Below are 15,575 nucleotides of genomic sequence, written 5' to 3'. Positions count from 1 at the left end.
TATGGCCGATTTATTTGTTGCCAAGATTTTTCAAAAATAGTCTACCTCAATCTATTTTAGTTAAAAGAGTTTGAGAATTGATTCGGGTCTAAATTAACAGGAAATAAGAAAATTTCCTTGCCTTCTAAGTTTGCCTTTTGGTGAAGCAAAATTGCCTTTTCCAAAGAACAATATTTAATTGGAACCCATCCATCGCTATAAAAGTAGACAGTCACTCGGCTCATTGCATACTCTTTCAACGACAATGGAACGTACCAGGACGAGTTCACAATTTGAACTTTACCTGTTGAATCCATGCTTTGAACCTCAGCTACTAAATATATTTGCTTTGACTCATCACTCTCACTACTTTCACTCATCCAGATGAATGAAAGTAACTATCATAAGTAATAAACTAATATGGCTTTAAGTTAGATATTTAGGTAGGAGTTCAAGAGTCAACGAAGAGGACAAGGGGAAAACCCTATAGCGAAAGTTTGACAGGTTGTCTTTTGACGCAAGTATTCTTTTAAAATTATCGTTCCTAAATACTGGTGGAAAAATAGCATCAAAAATTTTTGAATTTTCCTTTAATTGCCTTTCCCCAGTCAGCCTAGACTACTTCGCTTACTTTTTAGAAACTCTATGTTCAACTTTACTCTTGAGAAGAATTTGGGATGGCTATTATTAATTTCGGTTTTAATTGCCACACCAGTTAATGCCCACACCGAAAAGGTATCTGGGGACGTAGGCGGGATGTTGCATATTGAACCCCATGACAATCCTCAAGCTGGCAAAACCGCTCATGTTTGGATTGTCCTCACTCATAGAGGCGGGCGACTAATCCCCCTGACACAATGTAACTGTCAGTTGGCTGTCTACCCTGAACCTCACAGTGAAACTGATGCCCCATTGCTAAAGCCCAGTTTACATAATGTCTCAACCAAGCAATATAAAGGCATTCCCGGAGCCGAGATCGTATTTCCCAAAGTAGGAGCTTATGAATTGGAGTTAAGCGGTACTCCCAAATCTGGAGCTAGTTTCAAGCCCTTTGTGTTATCTTACCCCGTCACTGTCGGCTCATAGAAGCTGAAGTGTTTGACACTCCCCGGCGTGAACGTAGGGGGATTCTTGGCTCACCGAAACCACTTAAATTAGAGTCCTTGCGTCATCTAACTCAGAGGTGGGATTCTCCCCAAGCGTTAATTCGGGTATGCCCTACCCTATTCGCGTTGTCGCGAGTTCTGTTTAGATTTGGAGATAATTACCCCAAAATGCTGAACGCCCTAGCTCCTCTGAATCTTTTACCTACTGCGAGGTGGAGTCTAGAAAAATGCAGTAGAACCGCATAGATTCAATTTTCAAGGTGCAGCGTGTCTTTCGACAACAAGGTTTTTAGCGTGGTTGATTACCTTTTCCACTATCGCTATTGTACCAAAAGCCACCCTAGAACGGCGGGGCTTTAGACCCATTATTTTGGTAAAATGTCATGCTGTAGCAAGATCCCGCAGGGTTGAGAAATCTTGGTGCGATCGCGTCCATTGCGGTAGCGATCGCATAACCTAGTTTTATCTCGTTTCTCTTGTTGAAATTCTGATCGTTGTTCACGAATATCAAAGACTCGTTAACGGAGCTAAAAAACGAGGTTTTAAAGGAGTTTTCATGTCTTTGAACCACATCTGTCGTAAGGGCACAGCATTGCTGTGCCCCTACCGCGTGGTCTATTTAAGACGAAAATAGTTGTAAAATCCTGCCAAACGATGTGAAGGTTTCAAACTCAGGGATGATGAATAATTAGCAATTAAATTGACAAAATCACACTATAAAAGGTGATATTAAGCGATAGAGAGCGATCGCAAAGGACTAACGGGCATGATTAAATCTTGGATGGTGATTGGGGGTGTGGCTTTCTTAGTTGCCTTAGTAGCTAACGTAATTACACCTAGCGATCGCCAATGGTTCAACCGCTTACAACGACCGAGATGGCTAACTTTTGAGGGTGCGATTCCAATTATCTGGACTGTAATATTTATTTGCGGTGCTTGGTCAGCTTATATTGTCTGGGAAAAAGACCCAGGAAGCACCCCAACCTGGTTAATCATGGGTTTATACCTGCTATTAGAAATTATTACCATTGCCTATACGCCTGTAATGTTTAAGCTTCGCAGTCTGAAAGTGGGTACAATTCTTGGTGGCACAGGTTTTTTCATTTGTGCTTTATTGATACTTGCAATCTTAACTATTTCTGGTTGGGCAGCATTGTTACTAGTTCCTTATTTGCTTTGGAGTCCCATTGGTACTTATACCACTTGGCAGATGATCACTCTCAATCCTCAAGATGCCTAAGATTCGCACCAGGGAATGATTCAACTTATGCCCGAAATTGTCAGACTTGCAGTGTATGACTTGACAAAATACACAAAGCTTGAGTGCATTATGATTCCATCTTGGATAATAATTGGGGCTATAACTTTCTTCATCGCCCTTGGTAGTTTCTTGATTACGCCGCGTGATGTTAAATGGTTTGCACAGTTAAGTCGCCCTCACTGGCTAGTTTTTGAGCTGCTAATTCCGCTCATCTGGACTGTGATTTTTATTAGCGGTGCAACTTCAGCTTATATTGTCTGGCAAAAAAATCCAGGAAGCTTAATTACTTGGCTACTAATGGCTTTGTACCTTTTGGTGGAAATTATCACCGTCGCCTACATACCTCTAATGCTGAGGTTTCGTAGTCTGAAAACGGGAGAAATTCTTGGACTAATCGGTTTGATTTTAGCCATTGGCTTGGCAATCTGCGTTTTACCAATTTCTCTAATGGCGGCGCTGTTACTCCTTCCCTATCTAGTTTGGACTCCCATTGGTACTTACACTACCGACGAGTTAAAGGAGTTAAACCCTCAAGATGCCTAACGTATCTATACAAGACGCCCATAACGTGCGGTGACAACATTGGCTGGATTGGATTGATTATTCAGCCAAGCCCACATTTGATCACCAACCGAAAAATGCCACCACTCTTTGGGATTGCGTTGAAAGCCGACTTTTAACATGACATCCCACAATAACTGACGGCGAGCATGATACTTTTGTGCTTGTTGACGATCGCTATTGGCATAATAATCGGTATGCGATCGCTCTGACATTTCATCAATCGGCGAACCCATATCCACTATTTGACCTGCATCATCTACCAGCGTCACATCCACCGCCGCACCTGTACTGTGAGGAGGCGGAGTTTTTTTATCTAAACTTGGTACAGCCCAAATTTCATAAACCGCCTCCCAAATCTCTTGGCGTTGCTTTGTTGATAACTCCACCTCAGTCAGTCCCCTATCCTGCACTGCTTGGGCGAAGCTGTAATCTACCATAAACTGCTGGACTGCGATCGGGCGATAGGCATCAAAGATTTGGATACGCCAGTTAGGATGCAAAAGATCAAGGTAATTTTGGGCTTGGAGCAAATTTTCAATCACGCTTTGACGGAGGTAATAAGGGGAGTGTTCGCCATAAATAGCACCTAATTTTTCATAAGGGTGGGGAGATTCCACCGCAAACAGTTCTAAAGGAATCTCTATTAGCGGTTCACCACACTCGAAAATTGGGATTTGATGATAAGCCCTCATCTAGTCAGCCACACAAAAATTAGGGATTTTAACCAAAGCATAGCATTCAGGGAGTCCCACCCACATAGAGTCATAGCTGCATATACGGCAGTGCTGCGGCAATGCCGTACAGAACCCCCTTAATATTCACGTCGATCTGTTCCACTCGTCGATTTTGAGGAGCTCAAGTGGCGACTGCGGCATCAGCCCGGCGTTGTATAGAGCCTGTTGTAAAAGCCTGGTCAAGAACTTTGAGAGAACCTTGGACAATGCCACAGCTAAGGTCGATGTTTGCTTCATCCGACTGATGCTCAAACGGTTGGCGAAGGTATAGATCCCAAATGGGTTCTATAATCCAGCCAAATTGTATGGTATTATCAGCCACTGGTTGTCCGTCACTATCTGGGTAGATGACCTCTGGCTGGGTCGGCGGTTGGATTTGCGATACCATAGCTTCGCCCTCAGAAGGATATTTAATCGGGATGCTTCCAAATTAGCAGACTCTTAAGGATGTCTGCGGGATGAATTTGGAACGATAACTAACTAAAACAGTACTATTGTTCTACTATAAACCGATTTAAAGATAGTATTATTAAGGACTGTTTCATCAGAAACTCCTTCTTCGCCGCCAATATGTCAGACCAACACCTAGCCGCATCCTTGAACGGACATCTTCCTTACCCCAGCCACAACAGCCAGAATACCATTCGGATTCGGGGTGCTAGGCAGCATAATCTGAAAAATATTGACTTGGAATTGCCGCGCGATCGCCTGATTGTGTTTACTGGCGTTTCTGGTTCTGGTAAGTCTTCCCTGGCTTTTGATACGATTTTCGCTGAAGGGCAACGTCGCTATGTGGAATCCCTCAGCGCCTACGCACGGCAATTTTTAGGACAGTTGGATAAGCCGGATGTGGAGGCGATTGAAGGCTTAAGTCCAGCAATTTCCATTGACCAAAAATCAACGTCTCATAACCCCCGTTCCACTGTGGGTACGGTGACGGAGATTTACGACTATTTGCGGCTGTTGTTTGGCCGGGCTGGCGAACCCCATTGTCCGATATGCGATCGCTGTATTGCACCCCAGACAATCGATGAGATGTGCGATCGGATTATGGAATTACCAGACCGCACCCGCTTCCAAATTCTTGCACCCGTTATCCGGGGTAAAAAAGGCACACACCGTAAGCTTTTGTCAAGTCTGGCATCTCAAGGTTTTGTCCGCGTGCGGATCAATGGCGAAGTACGCGAACTGTCAGATTCCATTGAATTGGATAAAAATTTTACCCACACCATCGAAGTGGTAATTGACCGCCTGGTGAAAAAGCCTGATATTCAAGAGCGTTTGGTTGATTCCCTGTCTACGTGTCTCAAACAATCGGGTGGTATTGCGACCATTCTTCTGAGTCTACTTGGTGATGACGGACAAGAAAAAGAAGAAGAATTAGTATTTTCGGAAAACTTTGCTTGTCCAGAACATGGCGCGGTAATGGACGAGCTATCGCCGCGATTATTCTCGTTTAACTCACCTTATGGTGCTTGTCCACACTGTCATGGAATCGGGACTTTAAGGAGATTTGCGCCAGATTTGATCGTACCTGACCCGGAAGCGCCACTTTATGCTGCGATCGCCCCTTGGTCAGAAAAAGATAATTCTTATTACTTGGAATTACTCTATAGCATCGCGCAAGCTCATGGGTTTGAGTTACAGACAAATTGGAGCAAACTGACAGTAGAACAGCAGCAGATTATTCTGTATGGAGAAAAAGAAGAAGGAAATACAAAAGCCCAAAAAACCCAAAACTTTAAAGGTGCTATTCCAATTTTGCAACGACAATATGAGGGTGGTTCTGAGCTAGTTAAGCAAAAATTAGAGCAGTATTTAATTGATCAGCCGTGTGAAGTTTGTCAGGGAAAACGCTTAAAACCGGAAGCATTGGCGGTGAAGTTGGGTCAATATGGAATTTTAGATTTGACTACGGCATCAATTCGGGATTGTCGGGAGAGAATTGAGCAATTCAAGTTGAGCGATCGCCAGTTACAAATTGCTGATTTAGTCCTCCGAGAAATCAAAGGTAGATTGCAATTTTTGTTAGATGTAGGTTTAGATTACCTTAGCCTTGACCGTCCCGCAATGACTCTTTCTGGTGGTGAAGCTCAACGCATTCGTCTAGCAACACAAATTGGTTCTGGTTTAACAGGAGTTCTCTACGTTTTAGATGAACCGAGTATTGGTTTGCATCAACGAGATAATGGCAGGTTGCTCAAAACATTAACTAAATTACGTGATTTGGGTAATACATTAATTGTTGTTGAACACGATGAAGAAACAATTCGTGCAGCTAACTACATAGTTGATATTGGCCCTGGTGCAGGAATTCACGGCGGAAATATTGTCGCCCAAGGCGATTTTCAGGCATTATTAGCAGCAGAAGATTCCTTGACGGGTGCTTATTTATCAGGAAGGCGAGTAATTACCACGCCAGCAGAACGCCGCGAAGGAAATGGGCGCAGTTTGGGAATTAAAAATGCCCATCGCAACAATTTAAGAAATATAGATGTAGACATTCCATTAGGTAAACTTGTGGCCATCACTGGTGTGTCTGGTTCTGGCAAATCTACCCTGATTAACGAGTTACTGTATCCATCTCTGCAACACCATTTAACTAAGAAAGTTCCCTTACCGAGACATTTGGAGAAAATTCAGGGATTAAACGCGATTGATAAAGCGATCGTTATCGATCAATCTCCTATTGGACGCACACCACGTTCTAACCCTGCAACTTACACAGGAATTTTCGATGCCATTCGGGATGTATTTTCCCAAACAGTAGAAGCGAAAGCTAGGGGTTACAAACCCGGACAATTTTCTTTCAACGTTAAAGGTGGACGTTGCGAAGCTTGTAGTGGACAGGGTGTGAATGTTATTGAAATGAATTTTCTGCCAGATGTTTACGTGCAATGCGAAATTTGTAAAGGTGCAAGATACAACCGTGAAACTTTGCAAGTGAAGTACAAAGATAAGTCTATTTCTGATGTTCTGAGAATGACAGTTGAGGAAAGTTTAGACTTTTTTCAAAATATTCCCAAAGCGATCGCGCGGTTGCAAACTTTATTTGATGTCGGGTTGGGTTATGTCCAACTAGGACAACCTGCGACTACCTTATCTGGTGGGGAAGCGCAACGGGTAAAATTGGCAACAGAACTATCTCGACGCGCTACAGGGAAGACACTTTATTTAATAGATGAACCGACAACCGGGTTATCTTTTTATGATGTCCACAAATTGTTAGATGTGTTGCAACGATTGGTAGATAAAGGCAATTCAATATTAGTAATTGAACACAACTTAGATGTAATTCGTTGTTCTGATTGGGTGATAGATTTGGGGCCAGAAGGTGGCGACAAAGGCGGAGAATTGATTGCTGTGGGTACACCGGAGGAAGTTGCAAAAAATCCCAGGTCTTATACTGGGCAATATTTGCAGCAGGTTTTGCAGCAATATCCGACAATGAAATCTTAGTCTTTTGCAAGTAAGGTGCATTACATACAGGTCATATCCAGGTCAAAAAAGCGGAGAAGGTTGTAGCAAACGTATTATGAAACTTCCTAACCGTGAATCCGCTATCGTTGAAATAGATAAAATCGCGGGTTACTGTCTCAACCCAGAACATCCAGAGGGAAAACACAAAGCCCGTGTATTTAAATCTGCACTAGACTTAAATTTAGCTCATGCAGAAGAATTACAAGCGATCCTTTTACAAGCAGTAGCAAATTATGATGCCATCCCTGGTAAAAGGAATCCATACGGTCAAAAATATATCATTGATTTTCCCCTGAATCGTTCAGATAAACAAGCAATTATTCAAAGCGTTTGGATAGTGCGTAATAATGAAGGCTTTCCCCGCCTAGTCACCTGTTATGTAATCTAAGCAATGAGGTAATACCAATGAAATTATTAGATGTGGTTGCCCTAACCGAAGACTTACCAGAATTGGGATTGCATCGCGGTCAAGTAGGAACGATTGTAGAAGAATATGAACCTGGAGTTTTTGAAGTAGAATTCAGCGACTTAACAGGAAAAGCTTATGCCGTAGAAACTTTAAATGCTAGCCAGCTAATGAGTTTATATCATCAACCAATTGGTGGGAAAACATTATTGGTTTAATATACTGCCCTTCTGATTCTCTAACCAGAGTACCCTGATGAAAAATCATTTTCCATCGCTCATTGTTCAATTTCCAGATGGAACTTCGCAGCGAATAAACAGGCTGTTCATCAGATATATATCTGACTACACGATAGGTTACTAAAATAACCCCTGTTGCCAAAACTAAGGTTTTGAATTCTGTTATCGATCTTTGAGTCAGAGATTCAATGGGTTCATTCTGCAAGCTGTTGATAATTTGTTGTTTATCACAAACACGCCCTGAGCTTCCGAACTCAATGAACGCGTCAGCAAGTAAGTCCATGACATCTTTAGCTGACTTTCGTACATCCGGTTGAAGCAAACGCTCCTCAAACTCACGGAGAAGCGATTCTTCTAAATAGTCTGCTTTCATCTACTTGCTGGAGTTGATTATACCTTTGATAAAACGGCTTACAACCGTCCGATGCAACTTTCTTTGTTAGGCTGTCTCGCCGTTTGCTGCTTGTGGCATTGACTTAATCAACGCCCTTAACACTTTGTTGACCGATTCTGGTGTGGTGAAAACCTGAGCCACATCTTCATCTAAGACCACAACTGTTAATTGTTGCGTTCCACTACGGGCAGCAAAACGATTGGGCTTTGCCGAATCATAATCGAAACGATACTCAACCTGAAGCTCGTCGTCAGAATTTTGCGATTTTTCTTCATGTGTTTCGTTCATAATCTTCACGTTCCTTTCGAGTAGGTAGACGGGTGCTGATGATACGGATAGCATTGGAACGCTCAGTGAAGGAAATCAACAGCAAGAGATTTTGTTGAGAGTGACCAATAATGATTTCTCGCTGCTCATCTATAGAGTGCGCTTCATCATCAAAGATCACTGCCAGAGAATTGCTGAAGACAGTTTTGGCTTCTTCAAAGCTGACACCGTGCTTCTTCAAATTTGCGGCTGCTTTTGATTTATCCCACTCGAACTCCATGACCAGATCATATCCGATTAGCTATACAGAGTTGCTAAAACTGCTCATCTGTAAGGTGAACCATTAGCTGTAGGTTTAGCACAACTGTATTCATTGAATATTACTGCGATCGCTCTAGTTAAAAGTTTTCAGGATTAATAGAGTTTTTGCAAAAAAAACAACCCAGTAGTGCAGTATAATTTCCAGCCTTAAAACAAATTTGCCCCAAGCTCTAGCTTGAGGCTATCTTTTCACTGTTTCTACATCAAGCAAGTGTTTTTTACTGTACAATAGTAGTTAATCCCCTAAAAATTTTTTCTGGGGATTCAAACAAACCAAATACGAGGGAATATTGAACAAACACATTATCGTGTCTTTTGCTTCCCTGCTTATGTTGGCTTACATATCTTTCAATGTAGCCAAAACAGCAGCGCATACAGACTCTGCTGCTAAATCGGTAATTTCAGGAATTACACTTTTGAAACAAAAATGACAAAATGATTAGGCTACTGGTAATAGCTTTTTCAGTCATTTAATTGTTCAAGCTCGTGAATTATGCAGTTCACGGGCTTTTTTTATTTATCTTATTTATATTATAGATCATTATCTAAAAAGTGACTTTTTAATTAGATATATAAAATAAAGTCACTTTAAGCATGGGAATACGAGTCAAAATTTTGAAAGTAACTTAATTACATGGATTTTTATAAGTTTCATAATTTTCTTATAAGATATACTACATACAATAGGTAACAATAGGTATATTTTTATTTACAGCACTTCCCGAAGTTATGAGTTACACTAATTGATCTAATTATCCTTTGTATGTCCTAATAGCATCCCAAGTATCTGTACCTCATAGGAGGAGGAAGTACTGTAATACATCCAACAAGATCCGCTATCAGACATAATCTGATCCCTAGCAAGTATACCCAAAATTAAAGCACCCCACCCCTAACCCCTCCCCGCAAGCGAGGAGGGTAACAATTGTACTAGCAAAAATCGGCTGGGGTCGGAAATTGGCCATGATTGATTAATAATGAGTTGCGGACTTGCGATGATGCACGGCTGTGATGCCATCATTATCTAACAATTTGCCATTCTCGACAGTTGCATAAACCAACCAATGATCGCCAGATTCCATCCGATTTTGTACGGAACATTCGAGATATGCTAGGGCATCTGTAAGTATGGGAGAACCGCTTTCAGTTTCTTGGGCGGCCACATCAGCAAATCGATCTTCTCCTGGGCCAAAAGGTTTGAGGAAGTGCTTCATCAACCCCAAGTGATTCCCTTCTTTAAGAATGTTGAGGACAAATTTGTTTCCTGTATGCGTCAGTGTTTCTACTGCGCGTTCTTTGGCTACAGCTATGGTTAAACCAGGGGGACTAAAGCTAGCTTGAGCGACCCAAGAGGCTAACATGGCACTGGAGCGATCGCCTTCTTTTGCTGTGAGAACACAAAGAGAACCCACAATCCGACCAACTGCTTGTTCTACACTTGTTGCAGGTTGACTTGGCGATCGCACTTTTCTGGTTTTCTTCAATGCTTGGGCAAAGTCGGTTCCAGCTTCTTCACACAATTGTAAGGTGGCATCGTCGGGTTTGAATTTTACGCGGATGGTGTCAAAACCAAACCGATAGCCAGCATCTTTCAATTTACTCTCAATTAAATCAACCGCTTCTCCACTCCAGCCAAAGGAACCAAAAACACCAGCGAGTTTATTGTTAGTAGCGGTGGATAGTACAATTCCTAAAGCTGTTTGCACGGGTGTGGGTGCATGACCACCGAGGGTAGGTGAACCGATCACAAAGCCAGCAGATTTTTCGACAGCAAGCCGGATTTCTTCTGGTTCAGTGAATTCGCAGTTAATCGATTCTACAGCAACACCAGCTTTTGTGATCCCACGAGCGATCGCTTGAGCCAATGTAGCTGTATTCCCGTAAGCTGAGGCATAAATTAACGCTACTGTCAAGTCAGCAGATGTTTGCTGTTGACTCCATTCCCGATAAGCTTTGGTCAGTTCGATTAAGCCATCGCGTACCAAAGGCCCGTGTCCATTGGCATACATTCGCACAGGAAAATCGGCAAGTTTATCCAGCGCTGTTTCAACTTGACGGGCGTGGGGAGCCATGAGGCAATCAAAATAATAGCGCCGATCTTCGTTATATATTTCCCAGCCTTCATCAAATACCTGATCGCCACAAACATGCGCCCCAAATAACTTATCTGTGTACAGAATTTCTGTTTGGGGATCGTAGGTGCAAAGTTGATCTGCATAGCGGGGGTTGGGAGTGGGAATAAATTGTAAATTATGCCCGTTACCCAAATCTAGAGTTTCTTCTCCCCGCATGACAATAATTTGCAAATCTAGATTTTCCAGCGCCGCACGTAAATTTATCGCCCCTGGATTAGAACAAACAAAAGTAATTTGCGGGGCAATTTCCAACAAAGCTTTTAAAGTTACAGCCCGGTTAGGATTTACGTGTCCCAAAATTACATAATCTAAGTCTTCGAGATGGAAACGCTGCTGCAACGCTTCTAAATATATTTGCGTAAACGTTTCGCCTGGAGGATCGATAATTGCGGTTTTATCGCTTTCGATTAAATAAGAATTAGCAGTTGTACCCTTAGCAAGAGCATATTCAATTTCAAATCTGAGCCTTGACCAACTGCGCGATCGCAATATTCTTGTATCTGTACCTATTGGGTAAACTTGAACATCACGGGGTTTGTTTGTTGACATGGGGAGTGGGGAGTGGGGAGTAGTGAATGGGGAGTGGGGAATAATATCATGTTCGCTTGATTTCTTATTAAACCCGAAGAACCCCACCCCGCCAAAGCTATGCTTTGTCTCCCCTCCCCGCCTGCGGGGAGGGGTTGGGGGTGGGGTTCTTTTATTATGGGTAATTTGGCGGACATGATATAAGAAGTAGGAATCACCACTTCCTATTCGCTTTTTTAATAATGCTTTCCGACATGAATTTTAGGGTAATGGGGGATCAGAAGTAGGAAACACCACTCCCTACTCCCTACTCCCCACTCCCTCTCTTAATAGTGGTTTCCAACTTTACGGTGATGCACAGCAGTCAAAGCATCTGGCTTAGAAACCCGTCCGGCGTAGACGGTGCTGTATACTGCCCAATGGTCGCCGCAGTCCATTCTACTGACGACTTCGCACTCCATGTAGGCGAGAGCGTCGTTGAGGATGGGGGCACCATTTTCGGCTGGCTGGGTTCTCACATTTTCAAAGCGATCTGCGCCAGGGGCGAACCGTTTCAAAAAGTGCTTCATTAGTGGTTGGAAATTGCCTTCTTCTAAGATGTTAAGAACAAAGCGATCGCCTACTTGCATGAGTGATTCAATTGCTCGATCTTTGGCTACGGCAATGGAAAATCCCAAGGGTTTGAAGCTAGCTTGATTTACCCATGAGGCTAGCATGGCACTGGAAACATCGCCTTTTTTAGCAGTAATAATATACAATCCGCCGCTAAGTCTACCTAGTGCTTTATCTAAGTCAGCACCAAGAGATTTCATGGCTTTGATACTGCGATCGCGTGTTACCCATTGAGCTAAGTCTGTACCCGCTTCTTCACACAACTTGTAAGTGTTTTCTGTGGGCGTTTGTTTAATCCGAATCGCTGGAAAAACTGTTGTCAAACCCAAATTGCGGAATTTATTCAGCAAAGGATCTATCGGCTCATCATCGCCACCACCGGTTTCAAACACGCCAATAGCTTGCTTTTCTTTGGCTGATCCTAAAACTGTGCTGAGTGCAGCTTGGATGCTAGCAGCGCCAGAAGCTGGAGGTAGACCAACAACTATGCCAGCACAACGGCTAACTAGCTCACGCAGTTCTTGTAAATCGACTTCAGATCCCAAATCGACAATTTCCACAGCGACACCAGTTTTACCGATACCGTTGGCAATTGCACCCGCGAGGCGATCGCTATATCCGTATTCTGAAACGTAAAATATCCCAACTGCTGTTTCTGCCTTAGTTTGTCTTTGGCTCCAAGTGCGGTAACGTCCAGTTAGTTCCTCAACATTATGAGATAATAATGGTCCGTGTCCTGTGGCAATCATGCTAATGGTTTTTAGTTCCGCCATCCGCTTCAGGGCAGACAAAACTGACCGTGCATTCGGCCCCATCAAGCAATCGTAGTAGTAATGAAAGTCTGCTTCGATCGCCGCCAAGTCTTCATCAAAGGTGCTATCTGTGCAATAGTGCAACCCAAAAGCATCACAGGTATAAAGAATTTTGGTTTTGTGGTCAAAGCTGAAGATGGTATCGGGCCAGTGTAAATTTGGAGCAATCACGAATTCAAATTCGTGACCATTGCCCAAATCTAAGCGATCGCCATTTTTCACAATTCGCCGTTTGAATGGCTGATGTACGAAATCTTCAAGAAACTGAATCGCCACCTTAGAACCGACAACGGTAATTTCTGGAGCCATTTGCAGCAAATCTTTAACTAAGCCACTGTGGTCTGGCTCAGTGTGGCTGATAATTAAATAATCAATCTCTGTTGGCTTGATTAGTCCAGTAAGCGTATCAAAATATAGTTGACGAAACTTTTCGTGGGAGGTATCAACTAAGGCAGTCTGCTCCCCACGGATAAGAAATGAGTTATAAGTGGTACCGTTTTGCAGACCAAACTCAATATCGAAGCGATCGCGATCCCAATCTAAAGAGCGAATAGCCGTCGTCTCTTGAGCGATGTCCACAGTCTGTATGGTCAGCCGTTTTTCAGCTTTTTCGGTGAGCGCTACCATAACTCCCCTCCTTAACACAATGAGTATTTGTTCCTCTAGGTTTATTGTTACACGCCTTGAATGTTAATTTTTATTAAAAATCCTATGATTGACTTAAAAAAGTTAAAAGTGTGAAACCGCAGAGGCACAGAGAAGCCAGGGCGTTGGACGGGTTCCGCGACTTGAGGCAACTGGCGCGACACAGAGAGGAAATTTGGCTAGCGTTGGAAATTGGGAATTCCCGACTGCATTGGGCATTGTTTCTAGGCGAGACGCTTTATTCAGCTTGGGATACTGACTATCTTCCTGAGTCTGTTATACAACAGTTGGCTGAATGTCAAACCCTGAATGATTTACTAGAGAAAATTTTTCCCGAAGGTGAATCTCTAACAAACACTCTGCCCCTCTGCCCTCTCCTCATCGCTTCCGTAGTTCCCAGTCAAACTGCTATTTGGCAAATTTACCCAAATACTCGCGTTATTACTTTAGACCAATTATCACTAAAAGGTGTTTATCCCACACTCGGAATTGACCGCGCTTTAGCTTTGTGGGGTGCGGGGAAAACGTGGGGTTTTCCAATGTTGGTGATTGATGCAGGAACAGCCCTGACTTTTACGGCTGCGGATTCTAACCAATGTTTAGTTGGAGGTGCAATTCTACCGGGATTAGGCTTGCAATTTGCAACTCTCGGTCAACAAACAGGACAATTACCATTTGTAGAAATACAAAATTTTCAATCTTTACCACCACGTTTTGCACTCAATACTACAGAGGCTATTCAAAGTGGAGTAATTTACACTGTCTTAGCTGGAATTAAAGATTTTATTGAGGCGTGGTGGGATTTATTTCCTGATGGGAAGATTGTGATTAAAGGGGGCGATCGCACTTTATTATTAAACTATTTGCAAGCGTTATATCCGGAAATTGCAGCAGGTTTGGTTGTAGAACCAAATTTAATTTTTTGGGGAATGCGGGAAATAGTAATGGAGAATAAGGAATAGGAATCCTAATTTTCACGGCAAAGAGACAAGCCAAAGCCCAGATAGCATAGAATTAAAAGAGAAGTTTACCTCTAGATAAACTATGCCCAAAACTTCACAGCTAGATGTAATTATGCAGCAATTGGATGCCCTTTCTTTGGCGGAATTGCTGGCAGTGAGAGCAAGAGTCGATGTCTTGATTGAAGGACAATCGTTGCCATTGGGTAAAGGTCAACCTCCTTTGTTTCGTTGGCGTAACCCAACTTGGTTACGAGAATCAAGGCAAAATCAACTTGCCCAATTTTCTGAATCGGAAGCAAAAGTGGATGATACCTTAGAAAAAGTAATCGGATTGATTGACGAATGGATAGCTGATGAATCGGGATATGATGAACAAACATACCCACAGATTGAGACAAGCTTGAATCAAAATCGGATGTCAGTGTAAAAACACAGATGAGTAGAGCCGTATTGCTAGACACTCATCCTTTGAGTCAAGTAACGCATCCAAAAGTAAACCCAAAAGTCCAACAGTGGTTGCGATCGTTAGGGAAAATTGAAACTGTTATACGTGTGCCAGAAATAGCCGATTATGAGCTTTGGCGTGAACTATTGAGACAAGGAAAACAAAAGAGTATAGACCGCCTCAACAAACTTAGCCAAATTTGTCTCATACCACTGACTCCCGAAACAATGCAAAAAGCAGCCGAACTATGGGCATGGGTACGAAACCAGGGAAAGCCCACGGCAAGTAATGAAAGTTTAGATGGTGATGTAATTCTTGCTGCTCAAGCAATTATCCAATTGAAGAGTTTTGATGAGGTCATAGTTATAACAACAAACATAAAACACATATCACGGTTTGAGAGCCAAGGAATATGTGTAGTCGATTGGCAGAAAACTCTCAATGATTTAGATTAATTGGTCGAAATCACTGTTTTTTGAGATATTTAACCTGCTTTCCTCTAATTACTAATTCCCTTTAATAAACTCCCTAATCTCAACCGCTACAACCCCAGCAGAAGATTCTGGTAAGTCGTTTCCAGCATGGGCAATCATTTTCAACACAACCTTCGGCATTAGATTTTTTAAAAAAAAGTCGTAATTCGTAATTCGTAATTAATAATTGAATTAGTTGAAGTATAAATCCC

18 protein-coding genes are annotated in these 15,575 nt (G+C 42.6%); 9 read left to right on the top strand and 9 right to left on the bottom strand.

Annotated features, from left to right (window positions below):
• Positions 1-56: 56 nt before the first annotated feature.
• Entirely contained in the window at positions 57-359 is a 303-nt protein-coding gene (locus V7K36_RS16120) for a hypothetical protein (RefSeq protein ID WP_335117326.1), read from the bottom strand.
• 265 nt (positions 360-624) lie between these two features.
• Between V7K36_RS16120 and V7K36_RS16115 the strand changes: the two genes are divergently transcribed.
• Complete coding sequence (locus tag V7K36_RS16115) at positions 625-1,065, top strand: hypothetical protein (protein ID WP_334830572.1); 441 nt, start codon at positions 625-627, stop codon at positions 1,063-1,065.
• A 360-nt stretch (positions 1,066-1,425) separates the two neighbouring features.
• On the opposite strand, the gene V7K36_RS16110 is transcribed toward V7K36_RS16115, so the two are convergent.
• Positions 1,426-1,587, bottom strand: a complete 162-nt coding sequence (locus V7K36_RS16110) for a hypothetical protein (RefSeq protein ID WP_335117324.1) — start codon at positions 1,585-1,587, stop codon at positions 1,426-1,428.
• Positions 1,588-1,851: 264 nt separating this feature from the next.
• Here V7K36_RS16110 and V7K36_RS16105 point away from each other — a divergent pair, with 264 nt between their 5' ends.
• Positions 1,852-2,325 (top strand): TspO/MBR family protein, encoded by a 474-nt coding sequence (locus V7K36_RS16105; protein ID WP_335117322.1) that lies wholly within the window; start codon positions 1,852-1,854, stop codon positions 2,323-2,325.
• 90 nt (positions 2,326-2,415) lie between these two features.
• The gene (locus tag V7K36_RS16100) at positions 2,416-2,889 is read left to right on the top strand and encodes a TspO/MBR family protein (protein WP_335117320.1); all 474 of its coding nucleotides are present in this window, start codon (positions 2,416-2,418) and stop codon (positions 2,887-2,889) included.
• Between the two features lie 5 nt (positions 2,890-2,894).
• On the opposite strand, the gene V7K36_RS16095 is transcribed toward V7K36_RS16100, so the two are convergent.
• Positions 2,895-3,602 (bottom strand): M15 family metallopeptidase, encoded by a 708-nt coding sequence (locus V7K36_RS16095; RefSeq protein ID WP_335117318.1) that lies wholly within the window; start codon positions 3,600-3,602, stop codon positions 2,895-2,897.
• Positions 3,603-3,765: 163 nt separating this feature from the next.
• Positions 3,766-4,032 (bottom strand): hypothetical protein, encoded by a 267-nt coding sequence (locus tag V7K36_RS34145; RefSeq protein ID WP_442948469.1) that lies wholly within the window; start codon positions 4,030-4,032, stop codon positions 3,766-3,768.
• Positions 4,033-4,214: 182 nt separating this feature from the next.
• Between V7K36_RS34145 and uvrA the strand changes: the two genes are divergently transcribed.
• From uvrA to V7K36_RS16070, 3 genes are all read left to right on the top strand, one after another.
• Complete coding sequence (gene uvrA / locus V7K36_RS16080; RefSeq protein WP_335117315.1) at positions 4,215-7,103, top strand: excinuclease ABC subunit UvrA; 2,889 nt, start codon at positions 4,215-4,217, stop codon at positions 7,101-7,103.
• 76 nt (positions 7,104-7,179) lie between these two features.
• Entirely contained in the window at positions 7,180-7,512 is a 333-nt protein-coding gene (locus tag V7K36_RS16075) for a DUF6883 domain-containing protein (RefSeq protein ID WP_335117313.1), read from the top strand.
• A 17-nt stretch (positions 7,513-7,529) separates the two neighbouring features.
• Positions 7,530-7,748, top strand: coding sequence for a DUF4926 domain-containing protein (locus V7K36_RS16070; protein ID WP_335117310.1), 219 nt, complete (start codon positions 7,530-7,532; stop codon positions 7,746-7,748).
• On the opposite strand, the gene V7K36_RS16065 is transcribed toward V7K36_RS16070, so the two are convergent.
• The 5 genes from V7K36_RS16065 to V7K36_RS16045 all read right to left on the bottom strand — a co-directional run bounded on the left by V7K36_RS16065 (position 7,690) and on the right by V7K36_RS16045 (position 13,465).
• The gene (locus V7K36_RS16065; protein ID WP_335117308.1) at positions 7,690-8,142 is read right to left on the bottom strand and encodes a nuclear transport factor 2 family protein; all 453 of its coding nucleotides are present in this window, start codon (positions 8,140-8,142) and stop codon (positions 7,690-7,692) included. The two genes, V7K36_RS16070 and V7K36_RS16065, sit on opposite strands and share 59 nt — an antisense overlap.
• 66 nt (positions 8,143-8,208) lie before the next feature.
• Complete coding sequence (locus V7K36_RS16060; RefSeq protein WP_335117306.1) at positions 8,209-8,451, bottom strand: hypothetical protein; 243 nt, start codon at positions 8,449-8,451, stop codon at positions 8,209-8,211.
• Positions 8,435-8,710, bottom strand: coding sequence for a BrnT family toxin (locus V7K36_RS16055; protein ID WP_335117304.1), 276 nt, complete (start codon positions 8,708-8,710; stop codon positions 8,435-8,437). Before V7K36_RS16055 ends, V7K36_RS16060 begins: the two co-directional genes overlap by 17 nt.
• A 1,012-nt stretch (positions 8,711-9,722) precedes the next feature.
• Positions 9,723-11,435: a diflavin flavoprotein gene (locus V7K36_RS16050; protein WP_335117302.1), complete on the bottom strand. Its 1,713-nt coding sequence runs from the start codon at positions 11,433-11,435 to the stop codon at positions 9,723-9,725.
• Between the two features lie 305 nt (positions 11,436-11,740).
• Complete coding sequence (locus V7K36_RS16045) at positions 11,741-13,465, bottom strand: diflavin flavoprotein (RefSeq protein WP_335117300.1); 1,725 nt, start codon at positions 13,463-13,465, stop codon at positions 11,741-11,743.
• Between the two features lie 161 nt (positions 13,466-13,626).
• On the opposite strand from V7K36_RS16045, the gene V7K36_RS16040 reads away from it, so the two are divergent.
• The 3 genes from V7K36_RS16040 to V7K36_RS16030 all read left to right on the top strand — a co-directional run bounded on the left by V7K36_RS16040 (position 13,627) and on the right by V7K36_RS16030 (position 15,345).
• A complete protein-coding gene (locus tag V7K36_RS16040) occupies positions 13,627-14,445 on the top strand; it encodes a pantothenate kinase (protein ID WP_335117363.1) in 819 nt (272 codons plus the stop codon).
• Between the two features lie 82 nt (positions 14,446-14,527).
• Complete coding sequence (locus tag V7K36_RS16035) at positions 14,528-14,872, top strand: hypothetical protein (RefSeq protein WP_335117298.1); 345 nt, start codon at positions 14,528-14,530, stop codon at positions 14,870-14,872.
• A gap of 8 nt (positions 14,873-14,880) precedes the next feature.
• On the top strand, positions 14,881-15,345 hold the full coding sequence (locus tag V7K36_RS16030; RefSeq protein WP_335117296.1) for a type II toxin-antitoxin system VapC family toxin: 465 nt from the start codon (positions 14,881-14,883) through the stop codon (positions 15,343-15,345).
• Positions 15,346-15,575: the final 230 nt, after the last annotated feature.

This window comes from Nostoc sp., from assembly GCF_036919555.1.
Classification (GTDB): Bacteria; Cyanobacteriota; Cyanobacteriia; order Cyanobacteriales; family Nostocaceae; genus Nostoc.
The sequence above is the reverse complement of the archived record's forward strand: the minus strand, read 5'-3'. Positions and strand labels throughout refer to the sequence as shown.

Bases quoted from the DNA above. Each gene is read 5' to 3' on its own strand.
- V7K36_RS16120 (WP_335117326.1), bottom strand. From the start codon at position 359: ATGAGTGAAAGTAGTGAGAGTGATGAGTCAAAGCAAATATATTTAGTA.
- V7K36_RS16115 (WP_334830572.1), top strand. From the start codon at position 625: ATGTTCAACTTTACTCTTGAGAAGAATTTGGGATGGCTATTATTAATT.
- V7K36_RS16105 (WP_335117322.1), top strand. From the start codon at position 1,852: ATGATTAAATCTTGGATGGTGATTGGGGGTGTGGCTTTCTTAGTTGCC.
- V7K36_RS16100 (WP_335117320.1), top strand. From the start codon at position 2,416: ATGATTCCATCTTGGATAATAATTGGGGCTATAACTTTCTTCATCGCC.
- V7K36_RS16095 (WP_335117318.1), bottom strand. From the start codon at position 3,602: ATGAGGGCTTATCATCAAATCCCAATTTTCGAGTGTGGTGAACCGCTA.
- V7K36_RS34145 (WP_442948469.1), bottom strand. From the start codon at position 4,032: ATGGTATCGCAAATCCAACCGCCGACCCAGCCAGAGGTCATCTACCCA.
- uvrA (WP_335117315.1), top strand. From the start codon at position 4,215: ATGTCAGACCAACACCTAGCCGCATCCTTGAACGGACATCTTCCTTAC.
- V7K36_RS16075 (WP_335117313.1), top strand. From the start codon at position 7,180: ATGAAACTTCCTAACCGTGAATCCGCTATCGTTGAAATAGATAAAATC.
- V7K36_RS16070 (WP_335117310.1), top strand. From the start codon at position 7,530: ATGAAATTATTAGATGTGGTTGCCCTAACCGAAGACTTACCAGAATTG.
- V7K36_RS16065 (WP_335117308.1), bottom strand. From the start codon at position 8,142: ATGAAAGCAGACTATTTAGAAGAATCGCTTCTCCGTGAGTTTGAGGAG.
- V7K36_RS16060 (WP_335117306.1), bottom strand. From the start codon at position 8,451: ATGAACGAAACACATGAAGAAAAATCGCAAAATTCTGACGACGAGCTT.
- V7K36_RS16055 (WP_335117304.1), bottom strand. From the start codon at position 8,710: ATGGAGTTCGAGTGGGATAAATCAAAAGCAGCCGCAAATTTGAAGAAG.
- V7K36_RS16050 (WP_335117302.1), bottom strand. From the start codon at position 11,435: ATGTCAACAAACAAACCCCGTGATGTTCAAGTTTACCCAATAGGTACA.
- V7K36_RS16045 (WP_335117300.1), bottom strand. From the start codon at position 13,465: ATGGTAGCGCTCACCGAAAAAGCTGAAAAACGGCTGACCATACAGACT.
- V7K36_RS16035 (WP_335117298.1), top strand. From the start codon at position 14,528: ATGCCCAAAACTTCACAGCTAGATGTAATTATGCAGCAATTGGATGCC.
- V7K36_RS16030 (WP_335117296.1), top strand. From the start codon at position 14,881: ATGAGTAGAGCCGTATTGCTAGACACTCATCCTTTGAGTCAAGTAACG.